Source organism: Streptomyces sp. CA-249302 (genome assembly GCF_050936785.1).
In the GTDB taxonomy this organism is placed as follows: Bacteria; Actinomycetota; Actinomycetes; order Streptomycetales; family Streptomycetaceae; genus Streptomyces.
Genome location: NZ_JBNJMG010000001.1, coordinates 9,078,564 through 9,101,002 on the forward strand (window position 1 = coordinate 9,078,564; position 22,439 = coordinate 9,101,002).

At 70.3% G+C, this 22,439-nt stretch carries 18 protein-coding genes; 10 read left to right on the top strand and 8 right to left on the bottom strand.

Annotated features, from left to right (window positions below; translation table 11 throughout):
* The first annotated feature begins 170 nt into the window (after positions 1-170).
* Genes pqqD through ACQEWB_RS40910 form a run of 6 tightly spaced genes read left to right on the top strand, consistent with a single transcriptional unit; the run spans position 171 to position 10,014 of the window.
* Positions 171-425, top strand: a complete 255-nt coding sequence (gene pqqD, locus ACQEWB_RS40885; protein WP_432840413.1) for a pyrroloquinoline quinone biosynthesis peptide chaperone PqqD — start codon at positions 171-173, stop codon at positions 423-425.
* The gene (gene pqqE / locus ACQEWB_RS40890; RefSeq protein WP_432840415.1) at positions 422-1,498 is read left to right on the top strand and encodes a pyrroloquinoline quinone biosynthesis protein PqqE; all 1,077 of its coding nucleotides are present in this window, start codon (positions 422-424) and stop codon (positions 1,496-1,498) included. The genes pqqD and pqqE overlap by 4 nt, the downstream gene beginning before the upstream one ends.
* Positions 1,495-2,685 carry a glycoside hydrolase family 88/105 protein gene (locus tag ACQEWB_RS40895; protein ID WP_432840417.1) on the top strand — a complete coding sequence of 397 codons (1,191 nt, stop codon included), beginning with the start codon at positions 1,495-1,497 and terminating at the stop codon, positions 2,683-2,685. Before pqqE ends, ACQEWB_RS40895 begins: the two co-directional genes overlap by 4 nt.
* Before the next feature lie 4 nt (positions 2,686-2,689).
* Positions 2,690-3,469: a Tat pathway signal sequence domain protein gene (locus ACQEWB_RS40900; protein ID WP_432840419.1), complete on the top strand. Its 780-nt coding sequence runs from the start codon at positions 2,690-2,692 to the stop codon at positions 3,467-3,469.
* A gap of 12 nt (positions 3,470-3,481) precedes the next feature.
* Positions 3,482-7,981 carry a glycosyl hydrolase family 28 protein gene (locus ACQEWB_RS40905; RefSeq protein ID WP_432840421.1) on the top strand — a complete coding sequence of 1,500 codons (4,500 nt, stop codon included), beginning with the start codon at positions 3,482-3,484 and terminating at the stop codon, positions 7,979-7,981.
* On the top strand, positions 7,981-10,014 hold the full coding sequence (locus tag ACQEWB_RS40910; RefSeq protein WP_432840423.1) for a PQQ-dependent sugar dehydrogenase: 2,034 nt from the start codon (positions 7,981-7,983) through the stop codon (positions 10,012-10,014). Before ACQEWB_RS40905 ends, ACQEWB_RS40910 begins: the two co-directional genes overlap by 1 nt.
* Before the next feature lie 62 nt (positions 10,015-10,076).
* On the opposite strand, the gene ACQEWB_RS40915 is transcribed toward ACQEWB_RS40910, so the two are convergent.
* Together ACQEWB_RS40915 and ACQEWB_RS40920 are read right to left on the bottom strand one after the other, a co-directional pair.
* Positions 10,077-11,903: an AMP-dependent synthetase/ligase gene (locus tag ACQEWB_RS40915; protein ID WP_432840425.1), complete on the bottom strand. Its 1,827-nt coding sequence runs from the start codon at positions 11,901-11,903 to the stop codon at positions 10,077-10,079.
* 250 nt (positions 11,904-12,153) lie between these two features.
* Positions 12,154-13,653, bottom strand: coding sequence for an MFS transporter (locus tag ACQEWB_RS40920; protein ID WP_432840427.1), 1,500 nt, complete (start codon positions 13,651-13,653; stop codon positions 12,154-12,156).
* Between the two features lie 118 nt (positions 13,654-13,771).
* Between ACQEWB_RS40920 and ACQEWB_RS40925 the strand changes: the two genes are divergently transcribed.
* On the top strand, positions 13,772-14,776 hold the full coding sequence (locus tag ACQEWB_RS40925) for an Lrp/AsnC family transcriptional regulator (protein ID WP_432840429.1): 1,005 nt from the start codon (positions 13,772-13,774) through the stop codon (positions 14,774-14,776).
* Here the strand turns inward: ACQEWB_RS40925 and ACQEWB_RS40930 are convergent.
* The gene (locus ACQEWB_RS40930) at positions 14,773-15,645 is read right to left on the bottom strand and encodes a LysR substrate-binding domain-containing protein (RefSeq protein ID WP_432840431.1); all 873 of its coding nucleotides are present in this window, start codon (positions 15,643-15,645) and stop codon (positions 14,773-14,775) included. The two genes, ACQEWB_RS40925 and ACQEWB_RS40930, sit on opposite strands and share 4 nt — an antisense overlap.
* Positions 15,646-15,825: 180 nt before the next feature.
* On the opposite strand from ACQEWB_RS40930, the gene ACQEWB_RS40935 reads away from it, so the two are divergent.
* On the top strand, positions 15,826-16,839 hold the full coding sequence (locus ACQEWB_RS40935; RefSeq protein ID WP_432844261.1) for a bile acid:sodium symporter family protein: 1,014 nt from the start codon (positions 15,826-15,828) through the stop codon (positions 16,837-16,839).
* On the opposite strand, the gene ACQEWB_RS40940 is transcribed toward ACQEWB_RS40935, so the two are convergent.
* From ACQEWB_RS40940 to ACQEWB_RS40955, 4 genes are all read right to left on the bottom strand, one after another.
* On the bottom strand, positions 16,778-17,986 hold the full coding sequence (locus ACQEWB_RS40940) for a DUF4185 domain-containing protein (RefSeq protein WP_432840433.1): 1,209 nt from the start codon (positions 17,984-17,986) through the stop codon (positions 16,778-16,780). The two genes, ACQEWB_RS40935 and ACQEWB_RS40940, sit on opposite strands and share 62 nt — an antisense overlap.
* Positions 17,987-18,281: 295 nt before the next feature.
* Complete coding sequence (locus tag ACQEWB_RS40945) at positions 18,282-19,040, bottom strand: collagen-like protein (RefSeq protein ID WP_432840435.1); 759 nt, start codon at positions 19,038-19,040, stop codon at positions 18,282-18,284.
* Positions 19,041-19,074: 34 nt separating this feature from the next.
* Entirely contained in the window at positions 19,075-19,347 is a 273-nt protein-coding gene (locus ACQEWB_RS40950) for a hypothetical protein (protein WP_432840437.1), read from the bottom strand.
* 155 nt (positions 19,348-19,502) lie between these two features.
* Positions 19,503-20,420 (bottom strand): quinone oxidoreductase family protein, encoded by a 918-nt coding sequence (locus tag ACQEWB_RS40955; RefSeq protein WP_432840439.1) that lies wholly within the window; start codon positions 20,418-20,420, stop codon positions 19,503-19,505.
* 82 nt (positions 20,421-20,502) lie between these two features.
* Between ACQEWB_RS40955 and ACQEWB_RS40960 the strand changes: the two genes are divergently transcribed.
* Complete coding sequence (locus ACQEWB_RS40960; RefSeq protein ID WP_432840441.1) at positions 20,503-20,940, top strand: MarR family winged helix-turn-helix transcriptional regulator; 438 nt, start codon at positions 20,503-20,505, stop codon at positions 20,938-20,940.
* 32 nt (positions 20,941-20,972) lie between these two features.
* Positions 20,973-21,497, top strand: a complete 525-nt coding sequence (locus tag ACQEWB_RS40965) for an isochorismatase family protein (protein WP_432840443.1) — start codon at positions 20,973-20,975, stop codon at positions 21,495-21,497.
* Between the two features lie 89 nt (positions 21,498-21,586).
* On the opposite strand, the gene fdhD is transcribed toward ACQEWB_RS40965, so the two are convergent.
* Positions 21,587-22,435 carry a formate dehydrogenase accessory sulfurtransferase FdhD gene (gene fdhD / locus ACQEWB_RS40970; protein ID WP_432840445.1) on the bottom strand — a complete coding sequence of 283 codons (849 nt, stop codon included), beginning with the start codon at positions 22,433-22,435 and terminating at the stop codon, positions 21,587-21,589.
* Positions 22,436-22,439 lie beyond the last annotated feature (4 nt).

A 22,439-nucleotide genomic window follows, 5' to 3' on the forward strand; every position in this document is an offset into this window, starting at 1 on the left:
GGGGCCGGGGCGCGGGCGCTGGACGGGGCGGGCTCGCGGGCCGTCTCCGACGGGGAGGGCCTGCGGGCCGTCTCCGGTGGCGCGGGCTCGCGGGACGTCTCTGATGGCGCGGGCCCGCGGGACGCCGTCGCAACGGCCGCCGCGCCGGACGCCCTGGACGGAGGCCGCCCATGACCTGGCACCCCGTCCTCCACCGTTCCGTCGTCCTCCGGCACGACCGGGTGCGCGGTATCGACCTCCTCCTGCTCCCCGAGCGAGTGGTCGTGCTGCGCGGCAGCGCCGGTCGCGTCCTTGGCCTGTGCGACGGGAGCCGAGCCGTGGACGACATCGTCGCCGAGCTCGGCGCGCGGTTTCCCGGCGCCCCCGTTCCCCGTGAAGTCCCCCAGTTCCTCGCCGCGTTGCGGAAGGAGGGCTGGCTCCGGTGACCGTGGATCCGCCCTGGGCGCTGCTCGCCGAACTCACCCATGCCTGCCCGCTGCGCTGCGGGTACTGCTCCAACCCCGTCGAACTGATCGGTCGGTCAAGGGAGTTGGACGCCGACCAGTGGTCCGACGTCTTCCGCCAGGCCGCCGGTCTGGGCGTCGTCCAGACCCATATCTCCGGCGGCGAGCCCCTGTTGCGCCGCGACCTGCCCCGTATCGTCACCGCCGCCGACTCCGCCGGCCTCTACACCCAGCTGGTCACCAGCGGAGTCGGCCTGGGCGACCGACGGATGGCGGAGCTCGTCGGGGCGGGCCTGCGCAGTGTCCAGCTCTCCGTCCAGCATGCCGACCCCGCCACCTCCGAACGCGTGGCCGGAGCCCGCTCCTTCGCCGCCAAGGAACGCGCCGCCCGACTGATCCGTGCCTCCGGTCTCCCCTTCGGCCTCAACATCGTCCTGCACCGCGCCAACCTCGACGCCCTGGACGAGCTGATCGACCTCGGCCTGGCCTGGGGCGCCGACCGGATCGAACTCGCCCACACCCAGTTCCACGGCTGGGCGCTGCGCAACCGCGCGGCCCTGCTGCCCACCCGCGAACAGGTCGAACGGGCCCGGGCCGTGGTGGTCCGCCGCCGCGAACTCCTCGACGGAGCGGTCGAGTTGGTGTGGGTGGCGCCCGACTGGATGGACGCCGTCGCGAAACCCTGCATGGGCGGCTGGGGCGCCGTCTCGCTCACCGTCGCCCCCGACGGCACGGTCCTGCCCTGCCCCGCCGCGTCCGCCCTTCCCGGCCTCGACCCACCGAACGTGCGTGAGCACCAACTCGCCTGGATCTGGCGGGAGTCGAAGGCCTTCAACGCCTACCGCGGCGAGTCCTGGATGCCCGAGCCCTGCCGCGGCTGTGCTCTGCGCTCCGTCGACCACGGCGGCTGCCGCTGCCAGGCCCACGCCCTGACCGGCGACGCCGGCCGCACCGACCCCGCCTGCCGGCACGCCCCCGACCACCACCTCGTAAGCGATCCGGTGGACGGGCCACGCACCGGCCTCGTGTACGCCCACCGAGAGGGAGCCCCATGAGACGACGACGCCTGCCGACGGCACTGACCACCCTGGCGCTCGCCACCGCCACCCTCGCCACCCTGCCCGCGGCCGCCCCACCACCGGCCGCCACGGCCCCGACCGTCGCGAGCCGCCCGGCCGCCGCCCCCGACTGGTCCGTGGCGATGATCGACTCCACCATGGCCCGCTACACCCCGAGCACCATCGGCGGCTGGTCCTACCCCGTCGGCCTCTACCTCTACGGCCAGTACCTCACCTACCGCCGCACCCACGACGCCCGCTACCTCACCTACATCAAGAGCTACGTCGACCGGTTCGTGAAGAGCGACGGGTCCATCGACCAGTCCTTCAACAGCCTCGACAGCATGCAGGCCGGCCGCCTGCTGGTGATCCTGCACCACGAGACCGGCCAGGACCGCTACCGCAAGGCGGCGAAGAAGATCCGCGACCGCCTGAACACCTACCCGCGCACCGGTGACGGGGGCTTCTGGCACGCCGACACCAGCAGCCGCGCGCACCAACTCTGGGCGGACGGCGTCTACATGGTGAACCCCTTCCTGGTCGAGTACGGCAAGGAGTTCGGCGACAGCGCCTACACGAACGACGAGGCGGCCAAGCAGCTCGCCGTCTACGGCGGCCATCTACAGGTCGCGAACGGGCTGTTGAAGCACGCCTACGACGAGTCGAAGTCGGTGAGCTGGGCGGACCCGCAGACCGGGCTCGCTCCCGAGCACTGGTGCCGGGCGGTCGGCTGGTACTCGATGGCGATCGTCAACGTCCTCGACGCCATCCCGGCGAATCAGCCCCGCCGACCCCAACTCCTCTCCATATTCCGGAAGTTGGCGGCCGGCCTGGAGAGGTATCAGGACCCCGCGACCGGCCGCTGGTTCCAGGTGATCGACAAGGGCGACCGCTCCGACAACTGGACCGAGACCTCCTGCTCCAGCATGTTCACCTACGCCCTCTCCCGCGGAGCCCAACAGGGCTATGTCGACAAGCACTTCGCCGCCGTCGCCCACCGCGGCTACGAGGGCGTGCTGGCCAAGCTGTCGGTCGGCTCCGACGGGCGGACCAACCTCGCCGACATCTCCATCGGCACGAACGTCGGCGACTACGCGTACTACGTCGACCGCACCCGGGCCACCAACGACTTCCACGGCCTGGGCGCCTTCCTGATCATGAACGAACAACTTCGAGGAGATTAGTGTCATGAGCACGTCCAGAAGGGCGGTCCTCGGTGCCGCCATCGCCGGGGCCGCGGTTGGACTCTCCGGCGTCACCCCGGCCCACGCCGCTTCCTGGCAGCAGAAGTGGGCCCCCTCGGCGAGCAGTGACGGCCTCGGTGCCTTCGAGACCATCGAGGACGACCGCGCCGATTCGCACCCCGCCGGGCACCCGCACATCTTCGCCACCGGCAACAACTGGCGCTTCAACATGCACACCGTCGACCGCGACACCTCGACCGACCGGCAGCGCCAGGAGGTCACCGGCCTGCGCACCGGCAGCAGCAGCTACCTGAAGTGGAACGAGGGCCAGACCTGGCGGGTGACGTACTCGATGTACATCCCGAGCTCGCTGAAGGCGACCACCACCTTCACGCACATCATGCAGATGAAGCAGCCGGGCAACGGCACCTCGCCCATCGTCGTGCAGTCGCTGCGCCGGGTGAACGGCAAGCAGACCATCGAGCTCCAACTACCCGTGGACGGCGTCCTCGTCGGCCGCGCCGACCTCGACCCGTTGCACGACAAGTGGACCGACGTCGACTTCCAGATCAAGGTCGGCAACGGCTCGGCGGGCTCGGTCCGCTGGATCCTCAAGTCCGGCGGCTCGACCGTGATCGACGTGTCCAAGACCGGCGTCGACACCTTCCTGGCCGACCGGGTCCGCCCGAAGTGGGGCATCTACCGCTCCCTCGGCGACACCTCCGGTTCCCTGCAGGACACCTACCTCCTGCTCACCAACCTCCGCGGCTACCAACTGGTCTGAGGAGCCGTCAGAATGAAACCCCCCACCCCACGACGCAGAGCGGCAGCCGTCGTCCTGTTCGTCGTCGCCGTAGTCCTCGGACTCGCGCACCCCGCCGCCCTCGCGGCACCGCACGCAGCCCCGCATCCCGCAGCCGTCTACAACGTGCGCGACTACGGCGCCAAGGGCGACGGCTCCGCGAACGACACCCCGGCCGTCAACAAGGCGATCACGGCGGCCAATTCGGCGGGCGGCGGCACCGTCCGCTTCCCCGCCGGCAAGTACAAGTCCAAGAACACCATCCACATGAAGAGCAACGTGACGCTCCAGGTCGACACGGGCGCCACGATCCAGGGCTCCAGCGCGGACACGTACGACCCGCCCGAGTCCAACCCCGACGACAAGTACCAGGACTACGGACACAGCCACTTCCACAACGCGATGATCTACGGCGACCGGCTGACCAACATCGGCTTCGTCGGCGGCGGGGTCATCGACGGCGCGGGCAACCTCATCACCGGCAATCCAAAGTCCGGCGAAGCCGACAAGATCATCTCCCTGACCCGGTGCGACGGACTGCGCATCGGCGACGGTCTGACCCTGCGCCGGGGCGGCCACTTCGCGGCCCTCATCAACGGCTGCACGAACGTGACCTCCGACCACCTGACCATCGACACCGCGAGCGACCGCGACGGCTGGAACGTCATCTCCACCACGAACGTCACGGTGACCAACGCGAACATCAAGGCCAACGACGACGCGCTCGTCTTCAAGAGCGACTACGCGCTCGGCGCCAAGCTCCCCAACGGCCATGTCCGTGTGAGCGATACGTATCTCTCGGCCCGCTGCTGCAACGCCCTGATGTTCGGCTCCGAGACCTGCGGCGACTTCTCGGACTACCAGTTCGAGAAGATCCGGATCGAGGGCGCCGACAAGTCCGGCCTCGGCATGGTCTCCATGGACGGCGCGAAGATCTCCGACGTCCACTACCGCGACATCACCATGACGGGCGTCCACTCGCCGATCATGCAGAAGATCGGCACCCGCAAGCGCTGCGGCAACAACCCCGGCATCGGATCGATCAGCGACATCACGTACGACAACATCACGGCGACCGGCAACACTCCTTCCTTCAGCCCGACCTTGTGGGGCGAGACCGGTCACCGAATCCACGGGGTGACGTTCGACAACGTCAACATCACGGTCCCGGGCGGCAACGGCACCATGTCCACCGCCGTGCCGAGCAACGATCCGAACGACTACAACCCCAAAGCCATCGGCACCCGGCCGGCCTACGGCTGGTACCTGCACAACGCCGACGACATCCAGTTCACCGACAGCTCCGTCAAGTTCGCGGCCGACGACGGCCGCCCGGCGGTCGTCGCGAACGCGGCGAGCGGCATCCGTTTCACCCGGTTCACCGCCCAGAAGGGCGGCGACTCACCCTTCGACGTCGGCTTCCAGGACGTCACCGGCGGCTGTCTGACGGACAGTCACAACACATCCGGCGGTGCCCTGCGGGTCTCGGGCGCCCAGAACTGCGCCACGGCCGTCAGGCTGCTCGACCTGGACAACCCCCGCCAGGACTTCCTCCGCAGCTCCGTCGGCGGCCTCTTCCTGCACTGGGGGCTGCGCACCGCGCCTGCCCACACCAGCTGCACCGCCTGGGAGAACGACGTCACCAACGGCGGCTGGACCCCGGACTACTGGGTCAACGAGGCCCAGAAGCTGCACACCCAGTACCTGGTCCTCGCCACCTTCCACAGCCGCCTCGGCTACGCCCGCCCCTGGCCCTCGAAGATCCCCGGCTCCTGCGCCACCAAGCGCGACTTCCTGGGCGAGCTGATCACCGCCGCGAAGGCCAAGGGCATGAAGGTCGTCCTCTACATGACCAACGACCCCCAGTGGCACGACGAGGGCGGCCACGAGTGGCTCGACTCGGCCGCCTACTCCGCGTACAAGGGCAAGAACGTCGACCTGACCTCCAACGACGGCTTCGGGCAGTTCAGTTACGACAACTTCTTCGAGGTCATGGACCGCTATCCCGACCTCGGCGGCTTCTGGATCGACAACGACAACGCGTACTGGGAGAGCCACGACCTCTACCAGCAGATCTACCAGAAGCGCCCGAACTACACGCTCAGCAACAACAACGAAGACGCGCCGATCATGGACATGATCAGCAACGAGCAGAAGACGGGCATGACGCCCGCCTACGACTACCCCCAGGCCGTCTACACGGCCCAACCCCGCCTGACCGAGGCCGACTTCAAACTGCCCTCGACAGGCGCCTGGTGGTACGACGGCTCCACCCCGTCCGTCGACAGGAAGCTCACCCTGGGCCGGCTGATCACCAACGCGGGTGCCTCGGTGAAGGCCCTGATGGCCGAGACCGCCCAGGTGAATGGCAAGTTCCCTTCCAACCAGTCGTCCTTCAACACCTTCGCCGACTCCTACCTCGACCCCATCTGGGAGTCCCTGCACGGCACCGAGGGCGGCGGCTACATGTACGGCGGCCTCAAGCCCGGCTTCTGGAACGACGGCGCCCACGGTGTCACGACCATCGCCAAGGGTGACCCGAACCGGCAGTACATCCATGTCCTGACCCCACCGAGCACCAGCACCCTGCGCATCCGCGACAACGGCTACCGCATCGCCTCCGTCACCAACCTCCGTACCGGAGCGGCGGTTTCGTGGTCGCAGTCGGGCGGGGTGCTCACCCTGACCGGGCTCGGCGCCTGGGACCCGTACGACACCGTCTTCAAGGTCACCACCGCCGGCCGCCAGGGCATCCTCACCGGCGTCAAGGTCACCGCGACCGCCGCGGCGAGCGGGCACCCCGCGACAGCCGCCGGTGACGGCGACTACCTCACCTACTGGGACAGCAACAAGACCCTGCCGGTCAGCCTGACCTTCGACCTCGGTTCGGCGAAGAAGGTCCAGTACATCGGCCTCAACCAGCGCGAGGACTCCGTCGCCTACGCCCGCTCCGACACCGAGCAGTCGGCACGGATCAAGGACTACAAGGTCTATCTGAGCGACGACGGTTCGAACTGGGGGAGCCCGGTCAAGACCGGTCAGCTGCCCAGCAGGCGAGGCATCCAGGGCATCGACCTCACCGCGGCCAACGCCCGCTACGTCCGCCTCCAGGTCGACACCACCTGGGCCGCCTCCAGCGACTCCACCCGCTACAAGCGGCAGCGGATCGACGAGGCCTGGATCGGCACCTCGTACGCCACCCCGGCGGCGGCCTACGGCCCCATGTCGGACAACGGCCAGTCCCTGCGCCCCGCCATGGGCTGGAGCAGCTGGAGCTTCGTACGCCGGTCGCCGACTGAAGCCAAGATCAAGGCGCAGGCCGACGCCCTGGCGGCGAGCGGACTGAAGGACCACGGGTTCGTGTACGTCAACCTCGACGACTTCTGGCAGAAGTGCGATTCCAACGGATTCGTCGTCGACTCGTACGGCCGTTGGACCGTGGACAGCGCCAAATTCCCGTCCGGGATCAAGGCGTTGGCGGACTACGTCCACTCCAAGGGGCTGAAGTTCGGCTTCTATGTGACGCCCGGCATCGCCAAGAACGCCGTCACCAGGAACACGCCCATCGAGGGGACCTCGTACCACGCGAAGGACATCGCGGACACCTCGAAGACCGAGAAGAACTACAACTGCAAGAACATGTACTACATCGACTACGGGAAGCCGGGCGCCCAGGAGTTCGTGAACTCGTGGGCGAAGCAGTTCGCCTCCTGGGGAGTCGACTACCTGAAGATCGACGGAGTGGGCAGCCAGGACATCCCCGACGTCCAGGCCTGGGAGAAGGCGCTGCGGGCCTCCGGACGGCCCATCAACTTCGCCCTGTCCAACAACCTGCCGATCGCCGAAGCCGCCACCTGGCGGCAGCTCGCCAACAGCTGGCGCACCCAGGGCGACGTCGAGTGCTACTGCGGACCGGGCGACAACGGCAGCGGCTACCCCCTCACCGACTGGTCGCACGTCTCCGGCCGCTTCACCTCGGCCGCCAACTGGCAGCAGTACGCCGGTCCGGGCGGCTGGAACGACCTGGACTCGCTGGAAATCGGCAACGGCGACCAGGTGGGCCTCACCGCCGACCAGCGCCGCTCCCACTTCACCCTCTGGGCGATGGCGGCCTCCCCGCTGCTGCTCGGTACCGACCTCACCCACCTCGACACCGTCGACAAGGCGATGCTGACCAACGACCGGCTGATCGGCGTCGACCAGGACGGGGTCGCCGCGAAACGGGTCGTGAGCAGCGGCGTCAAGCAGGTCTGGAGCAAACGCGAGAGCAGCGGCGCCTATGTGGTCGCGCTGTTCAACACCGGCACGTCCGGCAGCACCTCGGTCTCCGTGAACTGGTCGCAGGTGGGATTCACCGGCTCCGGCGACGTCACGGACCTCTGGTCCGGCTCCCACAAAGGTGTGATCACCGACTCGTACAGCGCGACGCTGCGGCCGGGCGAAACACGCCTGATCCGGGTGAACCCTGTCAACGGCGCCCTGAGGGGACAGTAATGAAACACAACAGAGCTCTCACCTGGGGCCTCTCCCTGGCCCTCGCCGTCCCGCTCGCCGGCCTCACCGGCGCGAGCACGGCCCAGGCGGCCACCGACTACCAGGCCGAGGACGCGGCCATCACCCAGGGCGCGGTGGCGACGAACCACACCGGTTACACGGGCACCGGCTTCGTCGACTACACCAACGTCAAGGGCTCCTACGTGGAGTTCACGGTGAGCGCCGCCTCCGCCGGCCCCGCCGCCCTCACCCTGCGCTACGCCAACGGAACCACCACCGACCGCCCGATGGACATCTCCGTCAACGGCACGGTCGTATCGCCCGCCCTCTCCTTCCCGGCCACCGCCGACTGGAACACCTGGGCCGAGAAGACGGTGAACGTCACTCTGAAGGCCGGCTCCAACAAGATCCGCGCGACCGCCACCACGGCCAACGGCGGCCCCAACCTCGACCGCATCCGCATCGGCGCCCCGACCGACACCCAGGCTCCGACCCGCCCCGGCCAACCGAGCTGCTCCGACATCGGCGAGGACGGCCTCACGCTGAACTGGGGCGCCTCGACGGACGACACAGGCGTGACGGCGTACGACCTCTACGAGCACGGCAACAAGATCGGTGAGGCGCCCGGGAGTTCGACATCCAAGGCGCTCACCGGCCTGACCCCGAACACCACCTACAACCTGACCGTGATCGCCCGCGACGCGGCCGGCAACACCTCCTCGGCCAGCCCGGTGGTCGACTGCACCACCAAGCCCAGCTCCGACACCACCCCGCCGACCAGGCCCGGCACACTCTCCGCCGCCGACGTCACCGCCAACAGCGCCGCCCTGAGCTGGGGTGCCTCGACGGACGACAAGGCGGTCGTCGCCTACGACGTGCGCAGCGACACCACCGTCTACAAGTCCGTCACCAGCGGCACCTCGACGACCCTCACCGGCCTCGCCTGCGACAGCCCGTACGCGCTGAACGTGGTCGCCCGTGACGCGGCCGGCAACGTCTCCGAGCAGAGCAACACCGTGAACTTCACGACCAAGGCGTGCGCGACGGACGGCGGAGTCCCGTCGTCGATCGCCACGCTCTCCAGCGGCTGGACGATCCCCTGGGGCACCTACTGGATGCCCGACGGGCAGACCGCGCTGGTCACCGAGCGGGACGACTTCCGCGTCTGGAAGGTCACCAAGGACGGCACCCGGACCCAGGTCGGCACCGTCCCCAACGCCGTCACCACCAACGGCGAGGGCGGCCTGCTCGGTGTCGCCGTCGACCCCAAGTGGGCGAGCAACCACTACGTCTACTTCATGCACACCGCGTCCGAGGGCAACCGCGTGGTCCGCATGACCTACGACGGCACCAAGCTGAGCGACTACAAGATCCTGCTCCAGGGCATCAAGAAGAACCGCTACCACAACGGCGGCCGCCTCGCCTTCGGCCCCGACGGCTACCTCTACGTCTCCACCGGCGAGGCCCAGACGCCCGACCTCGCGCAGGACAAGGACTCCCTGAACGGAAAGATCCTGCGCATGACCACGGACGGCAAGCCGGCCCCCGGCAACCCGTTCGGCAACTATGTCTACAGTTACGGCCACCGCAACCCGCAGGGCCTCGCCTTCGACCGCAGCGGCCGTTTGTGGGAGGCGGAGTTCGGCAACAGCTCCAAGGACGAGCTGAACCTCATCAAGCCCGGTGCGAACTACGGCTGGCCGATCTGCGAAGGCAGTTGCAGTACGGCCGGGATGACGAACCCCAAGGCCACCTGGAACGTCTCGGAGGCCTCGCCGAGCGGCATCGCCATCGTCCGCAACGTCGTCTACATGGCCTCCCTGCGCGGCGAACGCCTGTGGCGCATCCCGATCAACGGCGACAATGAGAGCGTCGGCACACCGACCGCGTACTACGTGGGCACGTACGGCCGTCTGCGGACCGTGACCAAGGTGCCGGGCGCCGACCAGCTGTGGCTGTCGACCACCAACAGCGACAACAACGGCAACGAGCCCGACGGATCCGACAAGATCTTCCGGGTCAACATCAGTTAGGAGTCGTACCAGTCAGGAGTCGTACCAGTCAGGAGTCCTACTGGTTAGGGGCGCTGTGCCGGTCAGGCCCGGTACAGCGCCTCGACCTCGTTGGCGTAGGCGTTCTCGATGGCCTTGCGCTTCAGCTTCAGCGACGGGGTCAGCAGGCCGTGTTCCTCGGTGAAGGGCTGGGCCAGTATCCGGAACGTGCGGATCGACTCGGCCTGCGAGACCAGGGTGTTGGCGGCGACCACCGCACGCCGCACCTCCGTCTCCAGGTCGGCGTCGCGCACCAGCTCGACCGGGGACATCTGCGGCTTGCCGCGCATCGTCAGCCAGTGCTCGACGGCCTCCTGGTCGAGGGTGACCAGGGCGGCGATGTACGGGCGGTCGTTGCCGACGACGATGCACTGGTTGACCAGCGGATGGTCACGCACCCGCTCCTCCAGCACACCGGGGGAGACGCTCTTGCCGCCGGAGGTCACCAGGATCTCCTTCTTGCGGCCGGTGATGGTCAGGTAGCCGTCCTCGTCCAGCGAGCCCAGGTCGCCGGTGGCGAGCCAGCCGTCGTGCAGGGTCTCGTCGGTGGCCTTCTGGTTGTTCAGATAGCCCTGGAAGATGTTCGGGCCGTGCAGCCAGATCTCGGAATCGTCCGCGATGTGCACGGTGACGCCCGGGATGGGCTGGCCGACGGTGCCGTACCGGGTGCGCCCCGGCGGGTTGGCGGTGGCGGCCGCCGTCGACTCGGTGAGGCCGTAACCCTCGTAGATCTGCACGCCCGCGCCCGCGAAGAACAGGCCGAGCCGGCGGTCCATCGCGGAGCCGCCCGTGATGGCGTTGCGGATACGGCCGCCCATCGCGGCCCGCACCTTGGAGAAGACGAGTTTGTCGAACAGCTGGTGCTGCATGCGCAGGCCCGCCGAGGGGCCGGGTCCGATGCCCCAGGCCTTCGCCTCGACGGCGTCCGCGTGCTTCACGGCGATCTCGACGGCCTTCTCGAACGGCCCGGCCTTCCCGTCCTTCTCGGCCTTGCGGCGGGAGGCGTTGAAGACCTTCTCGAAGATGTACGGCACCCCGAGGATGAACGTCGGCTTGAACGCCTGAAGGTCCGGCAGGAGCACCGCGGCGGCCAGCTGCGGCTGGTGGCCGAAGCGGACCCCGTTGCGGATCGCCGCGACCTCCACCATCCGCCCGAAGACGTGCGCGAGCGGCAGGAACAGCAGCGTCGCGGCCTCGTCGCCCTTCTTGGAGTGGAACACCGGCTCGAACTTCTCGACGACCGTGTCCGCCTCGTACATGAAGCTGCCGTGCGTGATGACACAGCCCTTCGGACGGCCCGTCGTGCCCGAGGTGTAGATGATCGTCGCGATCGAGTCCGGGGTGATCGCCTGCCGGTGCCGGTGCACCAGGTCGTCGTCGAGGTGCGCGCCGGCGTCGTACAGCTCCTGCACGGCGTCGTTGTCCAGCTGCCACAGCTGGTGCAGCTGCGGCAGCCGGTCGATGACGGTGGCGATCGTCATCGCGTGGTCCTCGTGCTCCACGATCGCCGCCGAACACTCGGCGTCGTAGAGCATCCAGAAGCACTGCTCGGCCGAGGAGGTGGGGTAGATCGGCACCACCTGGCAGCCGATCGCCCACAGCGCGAAGTCGAACAGGGTCCACTCGTAGCGGGTGCGGGACATGATCGCGACCCGGTCGCCGAACCGGATGCCCCGGGCCAGCAGCCCCTTGGCGAGGGCCAGTACCTCGTCACGGAACTCCGCCGAGGTCACATCGCGCCACTGGCCGTTGTCGTCCTTGCGGCCGAGCGCGATGTGCAGCGGGTCGTCCTGGGCACGCCGGAACACGACATCGGCCAGACCGCCCACCGGTGGTGCCAACGTCAACGGAGGGCTGGTGAACTCGCGCAAACCCACTCCCCGCTCCCTCAGCGCTGTTTTCGAGACTCCGCAAGCGCCGTGAAAGCTACCCCACCCTGAGACCGGACGGGAGGGGGGCCGAATCGGAGCAACCCTCACTTACAGCCAGGTCACAGGCCGGAAAATGCCCTCACATCAGGAAGGGTCGGACAGAAAACTGACGGTTGAGTAAGTTTCGGTCCCGTAATCTCCACCGAATCTGTACGAGCCAACTACGGCCCTTGACCGCACGTCAGCGGCCTCATCGGTGGTGCGCAGGCGTCTCTTCCTTCAGCGTCGCAGGGCCGGAATTCGTCACTCCGCTCGGGGCCGATTTCGGCGCCCTGACCAGGGCGACCACCAGGGCTCCGGCGGCCGTCGCGGTCAGCCCGGCCAGTACCGCCGCCGAGTCGAGCCCCGAGGCGAACGCCGTGCGCAGCGCGTGCTCGGAGAACGTCCCGCGCAGGGCGCCGGCCGCGCCGCCCGCGAGCGCGTGGGCCGCGTCGTGCGGCAGCGTGTCCTGCATCCGCGAGGTCACCACGGTCCCGTACCCGGCGATGCCCAGCGCATACCCGAGCTGCCGGAAGGTGTTCACCGCACCGCCCGCCATCCCCGACCGCTCCGGCGGTACGGCGGCCAGCGCGGCCCCCGCGATGCCGGGCGCCACCAGACCCGTACCGATGCCGACCAGAATCAGCCCCGGCACCAGCGCGGACGCCGTCGAGCCCGCGTCCAGCCCCGTCATGCAGAACTGCCCCGTGCCGATCAGCAGCAGCCCGCCCCCGACCGTGATCCGCGCCGGCACCCCGTGCAGCAGCCGCCCGCCGGCCGCCGCCACCACGAAGGACGCCAGCGACAGCCACAGGAACACCAGCCCGCCGCGCACCGGGCTCATCCCGAGCATCGTCTGGAGCCAGATCGAGTCGTACGCCATGAGACTGAACGCCGCCGCGTTGAAGGCCAGCGCGCCCACCATGACCCCCGAGAACGCCGGCTTCAGGAACAGCCGCGGGTCCAGCAGCGGGTCGGCGGAGCGCTGTTCGGCGACGAGGAAGCACAGCAGCGCCACCACGGCGGCCGCGAAGGTGCCGAGGGTGCCTGGGTCGCCCCAGCCCTCCTGTCCGGCCCGCACCGCCCCGTACGTCAGCGCCCCCGCGAAGGCCGCGAAGGTCACCGTGCCCGCCCAGTCGACCCGCCGCTCGCGCGAGCCGTGCGACTCGGGTACGACCTTCAGCGTCAGCCACACCGCGGCCACGCTCACCGGCAGGTTGACGTAGAAGATCCACCGCCAGCCCGGCCCGTCCGTCAGCAGCCCGCCGACCACCGGCCCCACCGCGGCCGCCGCCCCGCTCACAGCGCCCCACACGCCGAGCGCAACCGACCGCTGCCTGCCCTGGTAGACGGAGCCCAGCAGCGGCAGCGTGGTCGCGAACATCGCCGCCGCGCCCAGCCCCTGCACCCCGCGCGCCGCGACCAGCATCCCCGGCCCACTCGCCAGCCCGCACACCAGCGAGGCCGCGGCGAACACCACGACGCCCACGACGTGCACCTGCCGCCGCCCCAGAATGTCGGCCGCGGCCCCTATGCCGAGCAGTAGCGCGGCCAGCGCCAGCGCGTATCCGTCCATCACCCACTGCAGATCGCTCAGTGAGGCGTGCAGCGAGCGCGCCATGTCCGGCAGCGCGACCACCGCGATCGTCACGTCGATCAACAACATGAACGTGCCCAGGCACACTGCCGTGAGCGGCCCCCATGTACGCATGTCCCCAGCTCCCTGTGCTTCTTCTCGGTCGGATGCGTGTCTCTCCGTACGATGAGCTCCGCGCGGCCGATCGCAGTAGAGTCGAGGTTTCGGGCGCGGAAACCCGACAGGAGAGGGCATGCCGACGACGGAATCCAACGCACTGGTCATGGAGTCGGAGATCTTCGACCGGCTCGACCTCCAGATCCTGGCCGCGCTGGAGACGAACGCACGGGCCTCCTTCAGCCGGATCGGCGCGGTCCTCGGGGTCTCCGACCAGACCGTGGCCCGCCGTTTCCGCAGGCTGTGCGCCGAGGGCGGGCTGCGGGTGGTGGCGGTGCGCGACCCCGAACTGCTCGGCCACGACCAGTGGAACCTGCGGCTGCGCTGCGTCCCCGACACCGCGCTCAAGATCGCTCAGGCGCTCGCCAAGCGCCCCGACACCAACTGGATCGCGCTCGCGGCCGGCGGCACCGAGGTGCTGTGCGGAACCCGGCCGCACAGCCCCGACGACCGCGACGACCTGCTGCTCGGCAAGCTGCCGCGCACCCCCAGCGTCGTCGAGATCCGCGCCCACCAGCTGCTGCACCGCTTCTTCGGTGGCCCGGACGGCTGGCTGCAGAAGTTCCGCGCCCTCACCGACGACCAGAAGGCCGCCCTGCGCCCCGATCCGGCGCCCGTCACGGGCCCCGCCCGTATCGACCCCGAGGACGAGCCGCTCGTCGACCTCCTGGAACGCGACGCCCGGGCCACCTACCCCGAACTCCAGCGCGCCACCGGCCGCTCCGAGTCCGCCGTCAAACGCCGCCTCGCCGCCCTCGTCGCCTCCGGGGCGGTGTACCTCGACGTCGAGTACCACCCCGAGATCCTTGGCTACCCACTCTCCGCGTCCCTCTGGATCACCGCCGCGCCGTCCCGCCTGCACTCCGTGGGCGAGGCCATCGCCGGACACGCCGAGTCCGCCTACGTCACCGCCACCTCCGGCGAGTCCAACCTGCTGGTCAGCGCGGTCTTCAAGAACACCGCCGGGCTGTACGAGTACCTCAGCGGGCCTCTCGGGCGGCTCGACGGCATCCAGCACGTGGAGTCGGTGCCGTATCTACGCCGCATCAAGCAGCTGACGTACCCGCCGCCCGTGCGCTAGCCGCGTCGCCGCCGCTGCAGCCGGTCGCCGCCCGCCAGGATTGCCGCCGCGAGGGCGTCCGCCGCGCTCTGGGCGGTGGTGTGGCGGCGGCCGTGGACCAGGACGAAGTCGACGCGGCCGAGCTCCGGGAGGCCGAAGCGGTCCGGGACGCGGACCAGGCCCGGAGGGATCAGGCCCCGCGAGTGGGCCATCACGCCGAGGCCCGCCCGGGCCGCCGCGATCAGGCCGTTGAGGCTGCCGCTGGTGCACGCGACGTGCCAGTCCCGGCCCTGTCCCTCCAGGGACTCCAGGGCCAGCGCGCGGGTGATGCCCGGCGGCGGGAACACGATCAGCGGCACCGGACGGTCCGGGTCGAGGCGGAGCCGCTCCGCGCCGATCCAGACCAGCTCGTCGTGCCAGACCAGCTCGCCGCGCGGGTCCTCGGGCCGCCGCTTGGCCAGCACCAGGTCCAGCTTCCCGGCCTCCAACTGCTCGTGCAGCGTGCCGGACAGCTCGACCGTCAGCTCCAGGTCCACCTCGGGATGGTCGTGCCGGAAACCCTCCAGGATCTCCGGCAGCCGGGTCAGCACGAAGTCCTCCGAAGCACCGAAGCGCAGCCGGCCGCGCAGCCGCGTGCCCGTGAAGAAGGCCGTCGCCTGGTCGTGCACCTCCAGGATCCGGCGTGCGAAACCGAGCATCGCCTCGCCGTCCTCGGTCAGTTCCACGGAGTGGGTGTCCCGGGAGAACAACTGCCGACCGGTCGCGTCCTCAAGGCGCCGCACATGCTGGCTGACCGTCGACTGACGCAGCCCGAGCCGCCGCGCGGCCTGCGTGAAGCTCAGCGTCTGCGCCACCGCCAGGAAGGTGCGCAGGTGGGAGGGGTCGTACATGGGGACAACGGTAGCCGGTTATCGCGATCGGCGATGACAGTCAGTGCGGTATGACGGATTCCCGATCGGCTCGTGGAGGAGGACGATGAACGGGGGTCCTCCGGGCCCCGGACAGCCACCGGAACGCCGACAGCAACGAGCAAGTGGAGCACCGTGAAACGCCTGCAATGGCCGAGTTGGATGCCGATCGACCCGTACATCCTGCTGCTGCTCGGGACGGTCGGCCTCGCGGCCCTGTTCCCGGCGCGCGGGACCGGGGCCGACATCGCCTCGGGCGCCTCCACGGCGGCGATCGCCTTCCTCTTCTTCCTGTACGGCGCCCGCCTCTCCACCCGTGAGGCGCTGGACGGACTCAAGCACTGGCGGCTGCACGGCACGGTCCTCGCCTGTACGTTCGTGATCTTCCCGCTGCTGGGCCTCGCCGCCCGCGGCCTCGTCCCGGTCCTGCTGACCCACCCGCTCTACCAGGGCCTGCTCTTCCTCACCCTGGTCCCCTCCACGATCCAGTCCTCGATCGCCTTCACCTCGATCGCGCGAGGGAACGTTCCGGCAGCGATCTGCGCCGGTTCCTTCTCCTCCCTGGTCGGCATCGTCATCACCCCGCTGCTCGCCGCGGCCCTGCTCGGCAGCAGCGCCGGGGGCTTCTCGGCCGACTCGCTGGTCCAGATCGTGCTCCAGCTGCTGGTGCCGTTCCTCGCCGGACAGCTGCTGCGCCGCTGGATCGGCGGCTTCGTCACCCGGCACAAGAAGGTCCTCGGCCTCGTCGACCGCGGCTCGATCCTGCTGGTCGTCTACACCGCGTTCAGCGAGGGCATGGTCCAGGGGATCTGGCACCAGGTCAGCCCCGTCCAGCTGGGCGGCCTGCTCGTCGTCGAGGCCGTCGTCCTCGCCGTGATGCTCGCCCTGACCTGGTACGGCGGCAAGGCGCTGCGCTTCGACCGCGAGGACCGCATCGCCATCCAGTTCGCCGGCTCCAAGAAGTCCCTCGCCTCCGGACTCCCCATGGCCAGCGTCCTGTTCGGCGCCCACGCCTCCCTTGCGGTACTGCCGCTGATGCTCTTCCACCAGATGCAGCTGATGGTGTGCGCGGTGATCGCCAAGCGCCGCTCGCACGACCCGCAGACCGAGATCGTCAAGCCCGCTCCAGCCGCACCGTCACGAACCGCGGTCGGTACAGGCTCACGTTCGCGTTGATGCTCGCCGAAGCGCCGGTCGTCTCCAGCCAGTTGACGTCGTAGCTGAGCACCAGCCGTCCGTCGCTTGTGAGTTGAGGGTGCACCTGCGGGTTGTACGCGGCCACCCCGGCGCTCGGCAGCGACGGGCTGAAACTCTTCGTCGGCCCGTGCCAGGGCCCGGTGGGGGAGCAGGCCCAGTACGAGGTCATGGTGGTCAGCCCCGCCGCACCCGCCGCCATCGTGAACAGCACATACGTACCCTCGACCTGAACGACCGAGAACGCGCTGCCCACCTCGGCCCCCCGCAGCGCCCGCGGCTTCAGCCCCCACCCCGACCCGTCCCAGTACCGCCAGGCCGCCGGCTCCCCGAGCCGCCCCTCCGGCACCCGTGCCACGTACGCCGACGAGTTCGGCCGCGAGACCGCCTGACCGTCGTCGCCGCCGTAGACGTATGTGAAGCCGCCCTTGTCGACCAGCGTCGTCCCGAACAGCAGCCGCCGGGACGGATCCGGCACCAGGCTCTGGTCGAGCACCTTCACGACCGACTCGACCCTCAGGTCGGGCAGCGACAGCGTGGCGACCTCCGTCGCGGTCGGCACCCCGTAGATCCACGGCGACTGCCCGGCCGTCCGCACCCACAGCAGCACCCGCACGACCGACTCGGCCGAGCCGGGGGAGCGGGGTTCGACGCGGGCCGCGACCGGCCAACGCCACTGGTCCGGGGCCGGGTTCGGGAAGAGCGGGACCGGCAGAGTGCTCTCCAGCCGCCCCTTGGTGTCCATCACCACGGCCGAGTTGCGGACCAGCGGGGCCGAGGTGTCGCGCCAGGCGTAGGACTCGCCGACCGGGTTGGGCGGGCGGTGCACCTGGCCCAGATAGGTGTCCGAGAACAGCCACAGCACCCGGCCGTCCGGCAGCCGCACCGAGTGGGTGCCGTCGCCGCCGGTCCAGTCGTCGGTGCGGGTCGCGTCGTCGCCGTACCGGGCGAACTCGCCGGTGAGACCGGCGTCGGCCGACACCGCACCGAGCCTGCGCGGGGTGCAGCCGCCGCCCTCCCGCTCGCCTCCGTGGGGGAGGGCGGTGAGCAGCACGGCGCCGAGAACCAGGGCCAGCAGCAGGCCGATCCCGGTTCCCGTCCGCTGTCGTGCTCGTCCGTCCTCGGGCACCCACGGGACGTTAGTGGCTGCCGCTCACCCGGTCCATGGGCAGCCACAGCACGGTGTCCTTCAACGACCGCGCGGCGGCGTCCGGCGCGGCCAACTCCGCTTCGCTCAGCGCCCGGTCCCACACGTGGACGTCGTCGATCAGCGTGCCGTCGGTGGTTCGCGCGATCCGGCGTGGTGCGAACCTGCCCTTCAGAGGTCTGACCCTTCAGAGGTCTGGACATCTGGACATCCCACGCCCAATGTCCGTTTCACAGAGGCTAGTTGGGTTCTCAGGGGCCTCACCAGGAGCGTGCGGCTACTCGGTGGGGTCGCGTCGTCGCAGGATCGGCAGGACGGGAAGTACGGCCGCGGGGTTGGGACTTGGCGCGGGAGCGGCGCCGGCTCTGCGGCAGACCAGGGCGTCCGGATCGCTCGCCGGGGTCTGGAGGGTGTAGCCGTTGGGGCAGGCGGGGCCGGGGTCGCCCTTGGGTCCGGGATCCCCCTTGTCGCCCTTCGGGCCCTGGGCGCCCTGGGTCCCCGGGGTGCCGTTCACGCCCGACGGTCCGGAGGCGCCGTCGGTTCCGTCGGCCCCCGCGGGGCCCGGATCTCCGGCCGGGCCGGACGGACCCGGCGAGCCCTCCGGGCCCTCGGGCCCCACGGGTCCCGTGGACCCGGACGGGCCGGGCACACCGCGCGGGCCCTGGGCGCCGGTGGCCCCGGCCGCTCCGCCCGCACCCCGGTCGCCCTTGTCGCCCTTCGCGCCGGGCGCGCCGGGCAGCGCGGCGGGCACCCTGATCCGGTCCAGCAGGTCGTCGACCGCCTCCGAAGGATCAGGTGCGGCCGGGGTGCCACCGCTGGCCCGGACCTGGTCACGCAGGGCGCGCACGTCCTGGGCCAGCGTGGACAGGGCCTTGCCGCGCCGGTCGGCCTCGGCCTGCATCTGGTCGGCGCGGCGGTCGCCGGAGTCGATGCGCGCCCACAGGATCACGGCGACCCCGCAGAGCGCGACCAGCACGCAGACCAGGAAGACGCTGCGCCAGCGCGTGGCGAGCAGCCGCTCGAATCGGGACCTCACGGCGCACCTCCGGGCCGCTGGATGTCGGGCCGGATCACGGCGCACCGCCGAGCCGGTGGATGTCGAGCCTGAGCCGCGCGATCTCCGACTGATCGGCGGTGTGCAACGTGGACAACTCGTCGATGCGCGTGTCCCGTTCGGCGACCTGCCGTTCGAGCCGGTCGCGCTCCGACTGGAGTTTCTCGGTCAGGCTGGAGTAGCCGCTGAGCGCGTTCTCCCCGCGCTTGCCGAGATAGGCCACGGCGGCTGCGCCCAGCACGCCCGCGGCCGCCAGTAACGAGCCGAGCAGGGTGGTGCCGGCATCCAAGTGACTGCCTCCTACTTGGACGACGGGCCGCACAGGACGCGACCCGTGGAACTCACCACAAGTAACGAGCCACTTGCCAACGGGGTGTGCCAAGGTGAACCACTACGCCGGACGGGTGGTGACGGCGCGTCAGGAGTGACGCATAAATGCAGACTTCAGGGCCGGAGTATCACCTTGCCCCGATTGCTCCGTGACTCGATCACCGCGTGCGCCCGCGCCGCGTCGGCCAGTGCGAACTCCCCGTGCACCGCGGGCTTCAACGCGCCCTCCCCGAACAGCCGCCACAACTCCAGCCGCCACCGCTCGTACAACTCCGGCTTCCCCCGTGCGATCCGCGCCATCTGGAAACCGATCACCGACTTCGCTCCCACGAGCAGGTCGTACGCCCGTATCGTCCCGCCGCCCGAGCTGTACGCCACCAGCCGCCCGCCGGGCGCGAGCGCACCGATCGCCGGGGTGAGCAGCTCGCCGCCGACCGCGTCGAGGGCGTAGTCGACGGGCTCGCCCCACTTCTCGTCGGCGTATGCGACCACCTCGTCCGCGCCGAGCGAGCGCACGAAGTCGGCCTTGGCCCGGTCGGACACGGCACCCACCACCCGCGCCGCGCCCCGCACCCGCGCCAACTGCACCGCCAGCCGGCCGACCCCGCTCGCCGCGGCCGTGATCAGCGCCGTCTCGCCCGGCTCCGGGCGTGCGGCCTCCAGGGCGCCGAGCGCGACCAGTCCGCTCCGTACGAGGGCGACCGCGTCGACGGCGGAGGCGGTGTCCGGGATCGGGGAGGCCATGGCCTCGTGCAGCAGCGCGAAGTCGGCGTAGCCGTGTCCGAAGCACAGCCCGGTCACGCGCTCGCCCGCGTGGAAGCGGGTGACGCCCTCGCCGACGGCGACCACCTCCCCGGCGAGTTCCCCGCCCAGTGGGATGGGCTCGACCGCCTCGGTGACCTTGCGGACGACGGGGAGCGTGACGCCGACGGCCTCGCAGCGGACGAGGAGCTCGCCGGGGCCCGGCTCCGGGACCGGGGTCTCCTCCAGGAACAGGGGGCCACCGGTGGACTCGTACCGAACGCGGCGCATGGCACCTCCAGAAATCGTTGGGAGTCCCAACGGTATGGCGGGATCGTTGGGAAGTCCAATGAATTCTCGGTATGCTGTCCACGTGCCCGAAGCCCCCCTCGCCGCGATCCGCTCCCTCCCCAGCTGGCTGCTCGGCCGTGCCGCCGCCCGGGGGCGCGGCCTGGTCGCCGAGGCGCTGGCCGCGGAGGGGCTCAAGATGTGGCATCACGTCGTCCTGTCCGCCGTCCGCGACCTCGCGCCCGTCGCCCAGGCCGACCTCGGCCGGAGCGTGCGGCTCGACCCGAAGGACCTCGTCGGCGTCCTCAACGACCTTCAGTCCGCGGGCCTGGTCGTGCGGGAGCCGGACCGCAGGGACCGCCGTAAGAACGCCGTGTCCCTCACCCAGGAGGGCGCGCGGCTGCTGAAGCGCTGCGAGAAGGCGGCCCGCGCGGCCAACGACGAGCTGCTCGCGCCGCTCTCGACGGCCGAACGCGACGAGTTCATGGGCCTGTTGATCCGGATTTCCGGTGCGGAAGGCTGATACGGAGGGCTGACGACGGATAACGTTCCGTCATGACCGCACCCCTCGCCCTCGATCCCGCGCGCAGCGCCCTCGTCCTCGTCGATCTGATGGACCGGATCGTCGCGCTGCCCCTGGAGCCCCGTAAGGGAACCGAAGTCCTGTCCACCGCCGAGGAGTTGGCGACCGCCTTCCGCAAGGCCGGCGCGACCGTCGTGCTCGTCCGGGTGGAGCGCCCCGGCGTCGCCGAACAGCCGCCCGGCAGCGGACTGGCGGCAGGCCTGGCCCAGGAAGGGGACTTGGAGATCGTCAAGCGCACCATCGGCGGCTTCCAGGGCACCGGCCTGGACGACCTCCTGCGCCAACGGGGCGTCGGTACCGTGGTGTTCGCCGGGATCGCCACCAACCTGGGCGTCGAGTCGACGGCCCGCGCGGCCGGCGACCTCGGCTACGACCTGGTCTTCGTCGAGGACGCGATGGCAGCGTTCACGGCAGCCGAGCACGACGCGTCGGTGCGACTGGACTTCCCGAGGCTGGGGACGGTGGTGAGGGCGTCCGAGGTGAGGTTCGTCGGCTGAGCCTCAGAAGCCGTCCCAGCGGGACCCCCGCGGCGCAGGGGGCGCTCCCCGCCGCCAGGGGTCCCGCCGTCGTGTCGCGGCGAGCCCGGTCACGCCTGGGCGGCCGCGGTCCGCAGGGCGATGCGGTCCTCGCCCGCGTACACGTTCATGGAGCTGCCCCGCAGGAAGCCCACCAGGGTCAGCCCGGTCTCGGCGGCGAGGTCGACGGCCAGCGAGGACGGGGCGGAGACGGCGGCCAGCACCGGGATGCCGGCCATCACCGCCTTCTGGGCCAGCTCGAAGGAGGCCCGGCCGGAGACCAGCAGGATCGTGCGGGACAGGGGCAGGTCGCCGTTCTGAAGCGCGCGGCCCACCAGCTTGTCGACCGCGTTGTGCCGGCCCACGTCCTCCCGTATGTCCACCAGCTCGCCGTCCTCGGTGAACAGCGCCGCCGCGTGCAGACCCCCGGTCCGGTCGAACACCCGCTGGGCCGCGCGGAGCCGGTCGGGGAGGCTCGCGAGCAGTTCGGGGTCCACTCGGACCGGGGGAGTGTCGGCTATCGGCCAGCGGGCCGTCGTACGCACCGCGTCGAGACTCGCCTTGCCGCACAGGCCGCAGGACGAGGTGGTGTAGACGTTCCGTTCGAGGGTGATGTCGGGGATCTGCACGCCGGGCGCGGTCCGCACGTCGACCACGTTGTACGTGTTCGAGCCGTCCACCGTGGCGCCCGCGCAGTACACGATGTTCTGCAGATCGCCCTGCTCGGCCAGCACGCCCTCGCTGACCAGGAAGCCGGCGGCCAGCGCGAAGTCGTCGCCCGGGGTGCGCATGGTGATCGCGAGCGGCTTGCCGTTCAGCCGGATCTCCAGCGGTTCCTCGGCGACCAGCGTGTCCGGGCGGGACGAGACCACCCCGTCCCGGATGCGGATCACCTTGCGTCGTTCCGTGACTCGTCCCATGTGT

What these genes read in the sequence shown, in the direction of transcription:
- ACQEWB_RS40925 (WP_432840429.1), top strand. Translation starts at nt 13,772, where the DNA reads ATGCCGACGACGGAATCCAACGCACTGGTCATGGAGTCGGAGATCTTC.
- ACQEWB_RS40935 (WP_432844261.1), top strand. Translation starts at nt 15,826, where the DNA reads ATGCCGATCGACCCGTACATCCTGCTGCTGCTCGGGACGGTCGGCCTC.
- ACQEWB_RS40910 (WP_432840423.1), top strand. Translation starts at nt 7,981, where the DNA reads ATGAAACACAACAGAGCTCTCACCTGGGGCCTCTCCCTGGCCCTCGCC.
- ACQEWB_RS40895 (WP_432840417.1), top strand. Translation starts at nt 1,495, where the DNA reads ATGAGACGACGACGCCTGCCGACGGCACTGACCACCCTGGCGCTCGCC.
- ACQEWB_RS40905 (WP_432840421.1), top strand. Translation starts at nt 3,482, where the DNA reads ATGAAACCCCCCACCCCACGACGCAGAGCGGCAGCCGTCGTCCTGTTC.
- ACQEWB_RS40930 (WP_432840431.1), bottom strand. Translation starts at nt 15,645, where the DNA reads ATGTACGACCCCTCCCACCTGCGCACCTTCCTGGCGGTGGCGCAGACG.
- pqqD (WP_432840413.1), top strand. Translation starts at nt 171, where the DNA reads ATGACCTGGCACCCCGTCCTCCACCGTTCCGTCGTCCTCCGGCACGAC.
- ACQEWB_RS40955 (WP_432840439.1), bottom strand. Translation starts at nt 20,420, where the DNA reads ATGCGCCGCGTTCGGTACGAGTCCACCGGTGGCCCCCTGTTCCTGGAG.
- ACQEWB_RS40920 (WP_432840427.1), bottom strand. Translation starts at nt 13,653, where the DNA reads ATGCGTACATGGGGGCCGCTCACGGCAGTGTGCCTGGGCACGTTCATG.
- ACQEWB_RS40900 (WP_432840419.1), top strand. Translation starts at nt 2,690, where the DNA reads ATGAGCACGTCCAGAAGGGCGGTCCTCGGTGCCGCCATCGCCGGGGCC.
- fdhD (WP_432840445.1), bottom strand. Translation starts at nt 22,435, where the DNA reads ATGGGACGAGTCACGGAACGACGCAAGGTGATCCGCATCCGGGACGGG.
- ACQEWB_RS40965 (WP_432840443.1), top strand. Translation starts at nt 20,973, where the DNA reads ATGACCGCACCCCTCGCCCTCGATCCCGCGCGCAGCGCCCTCGTCCTC.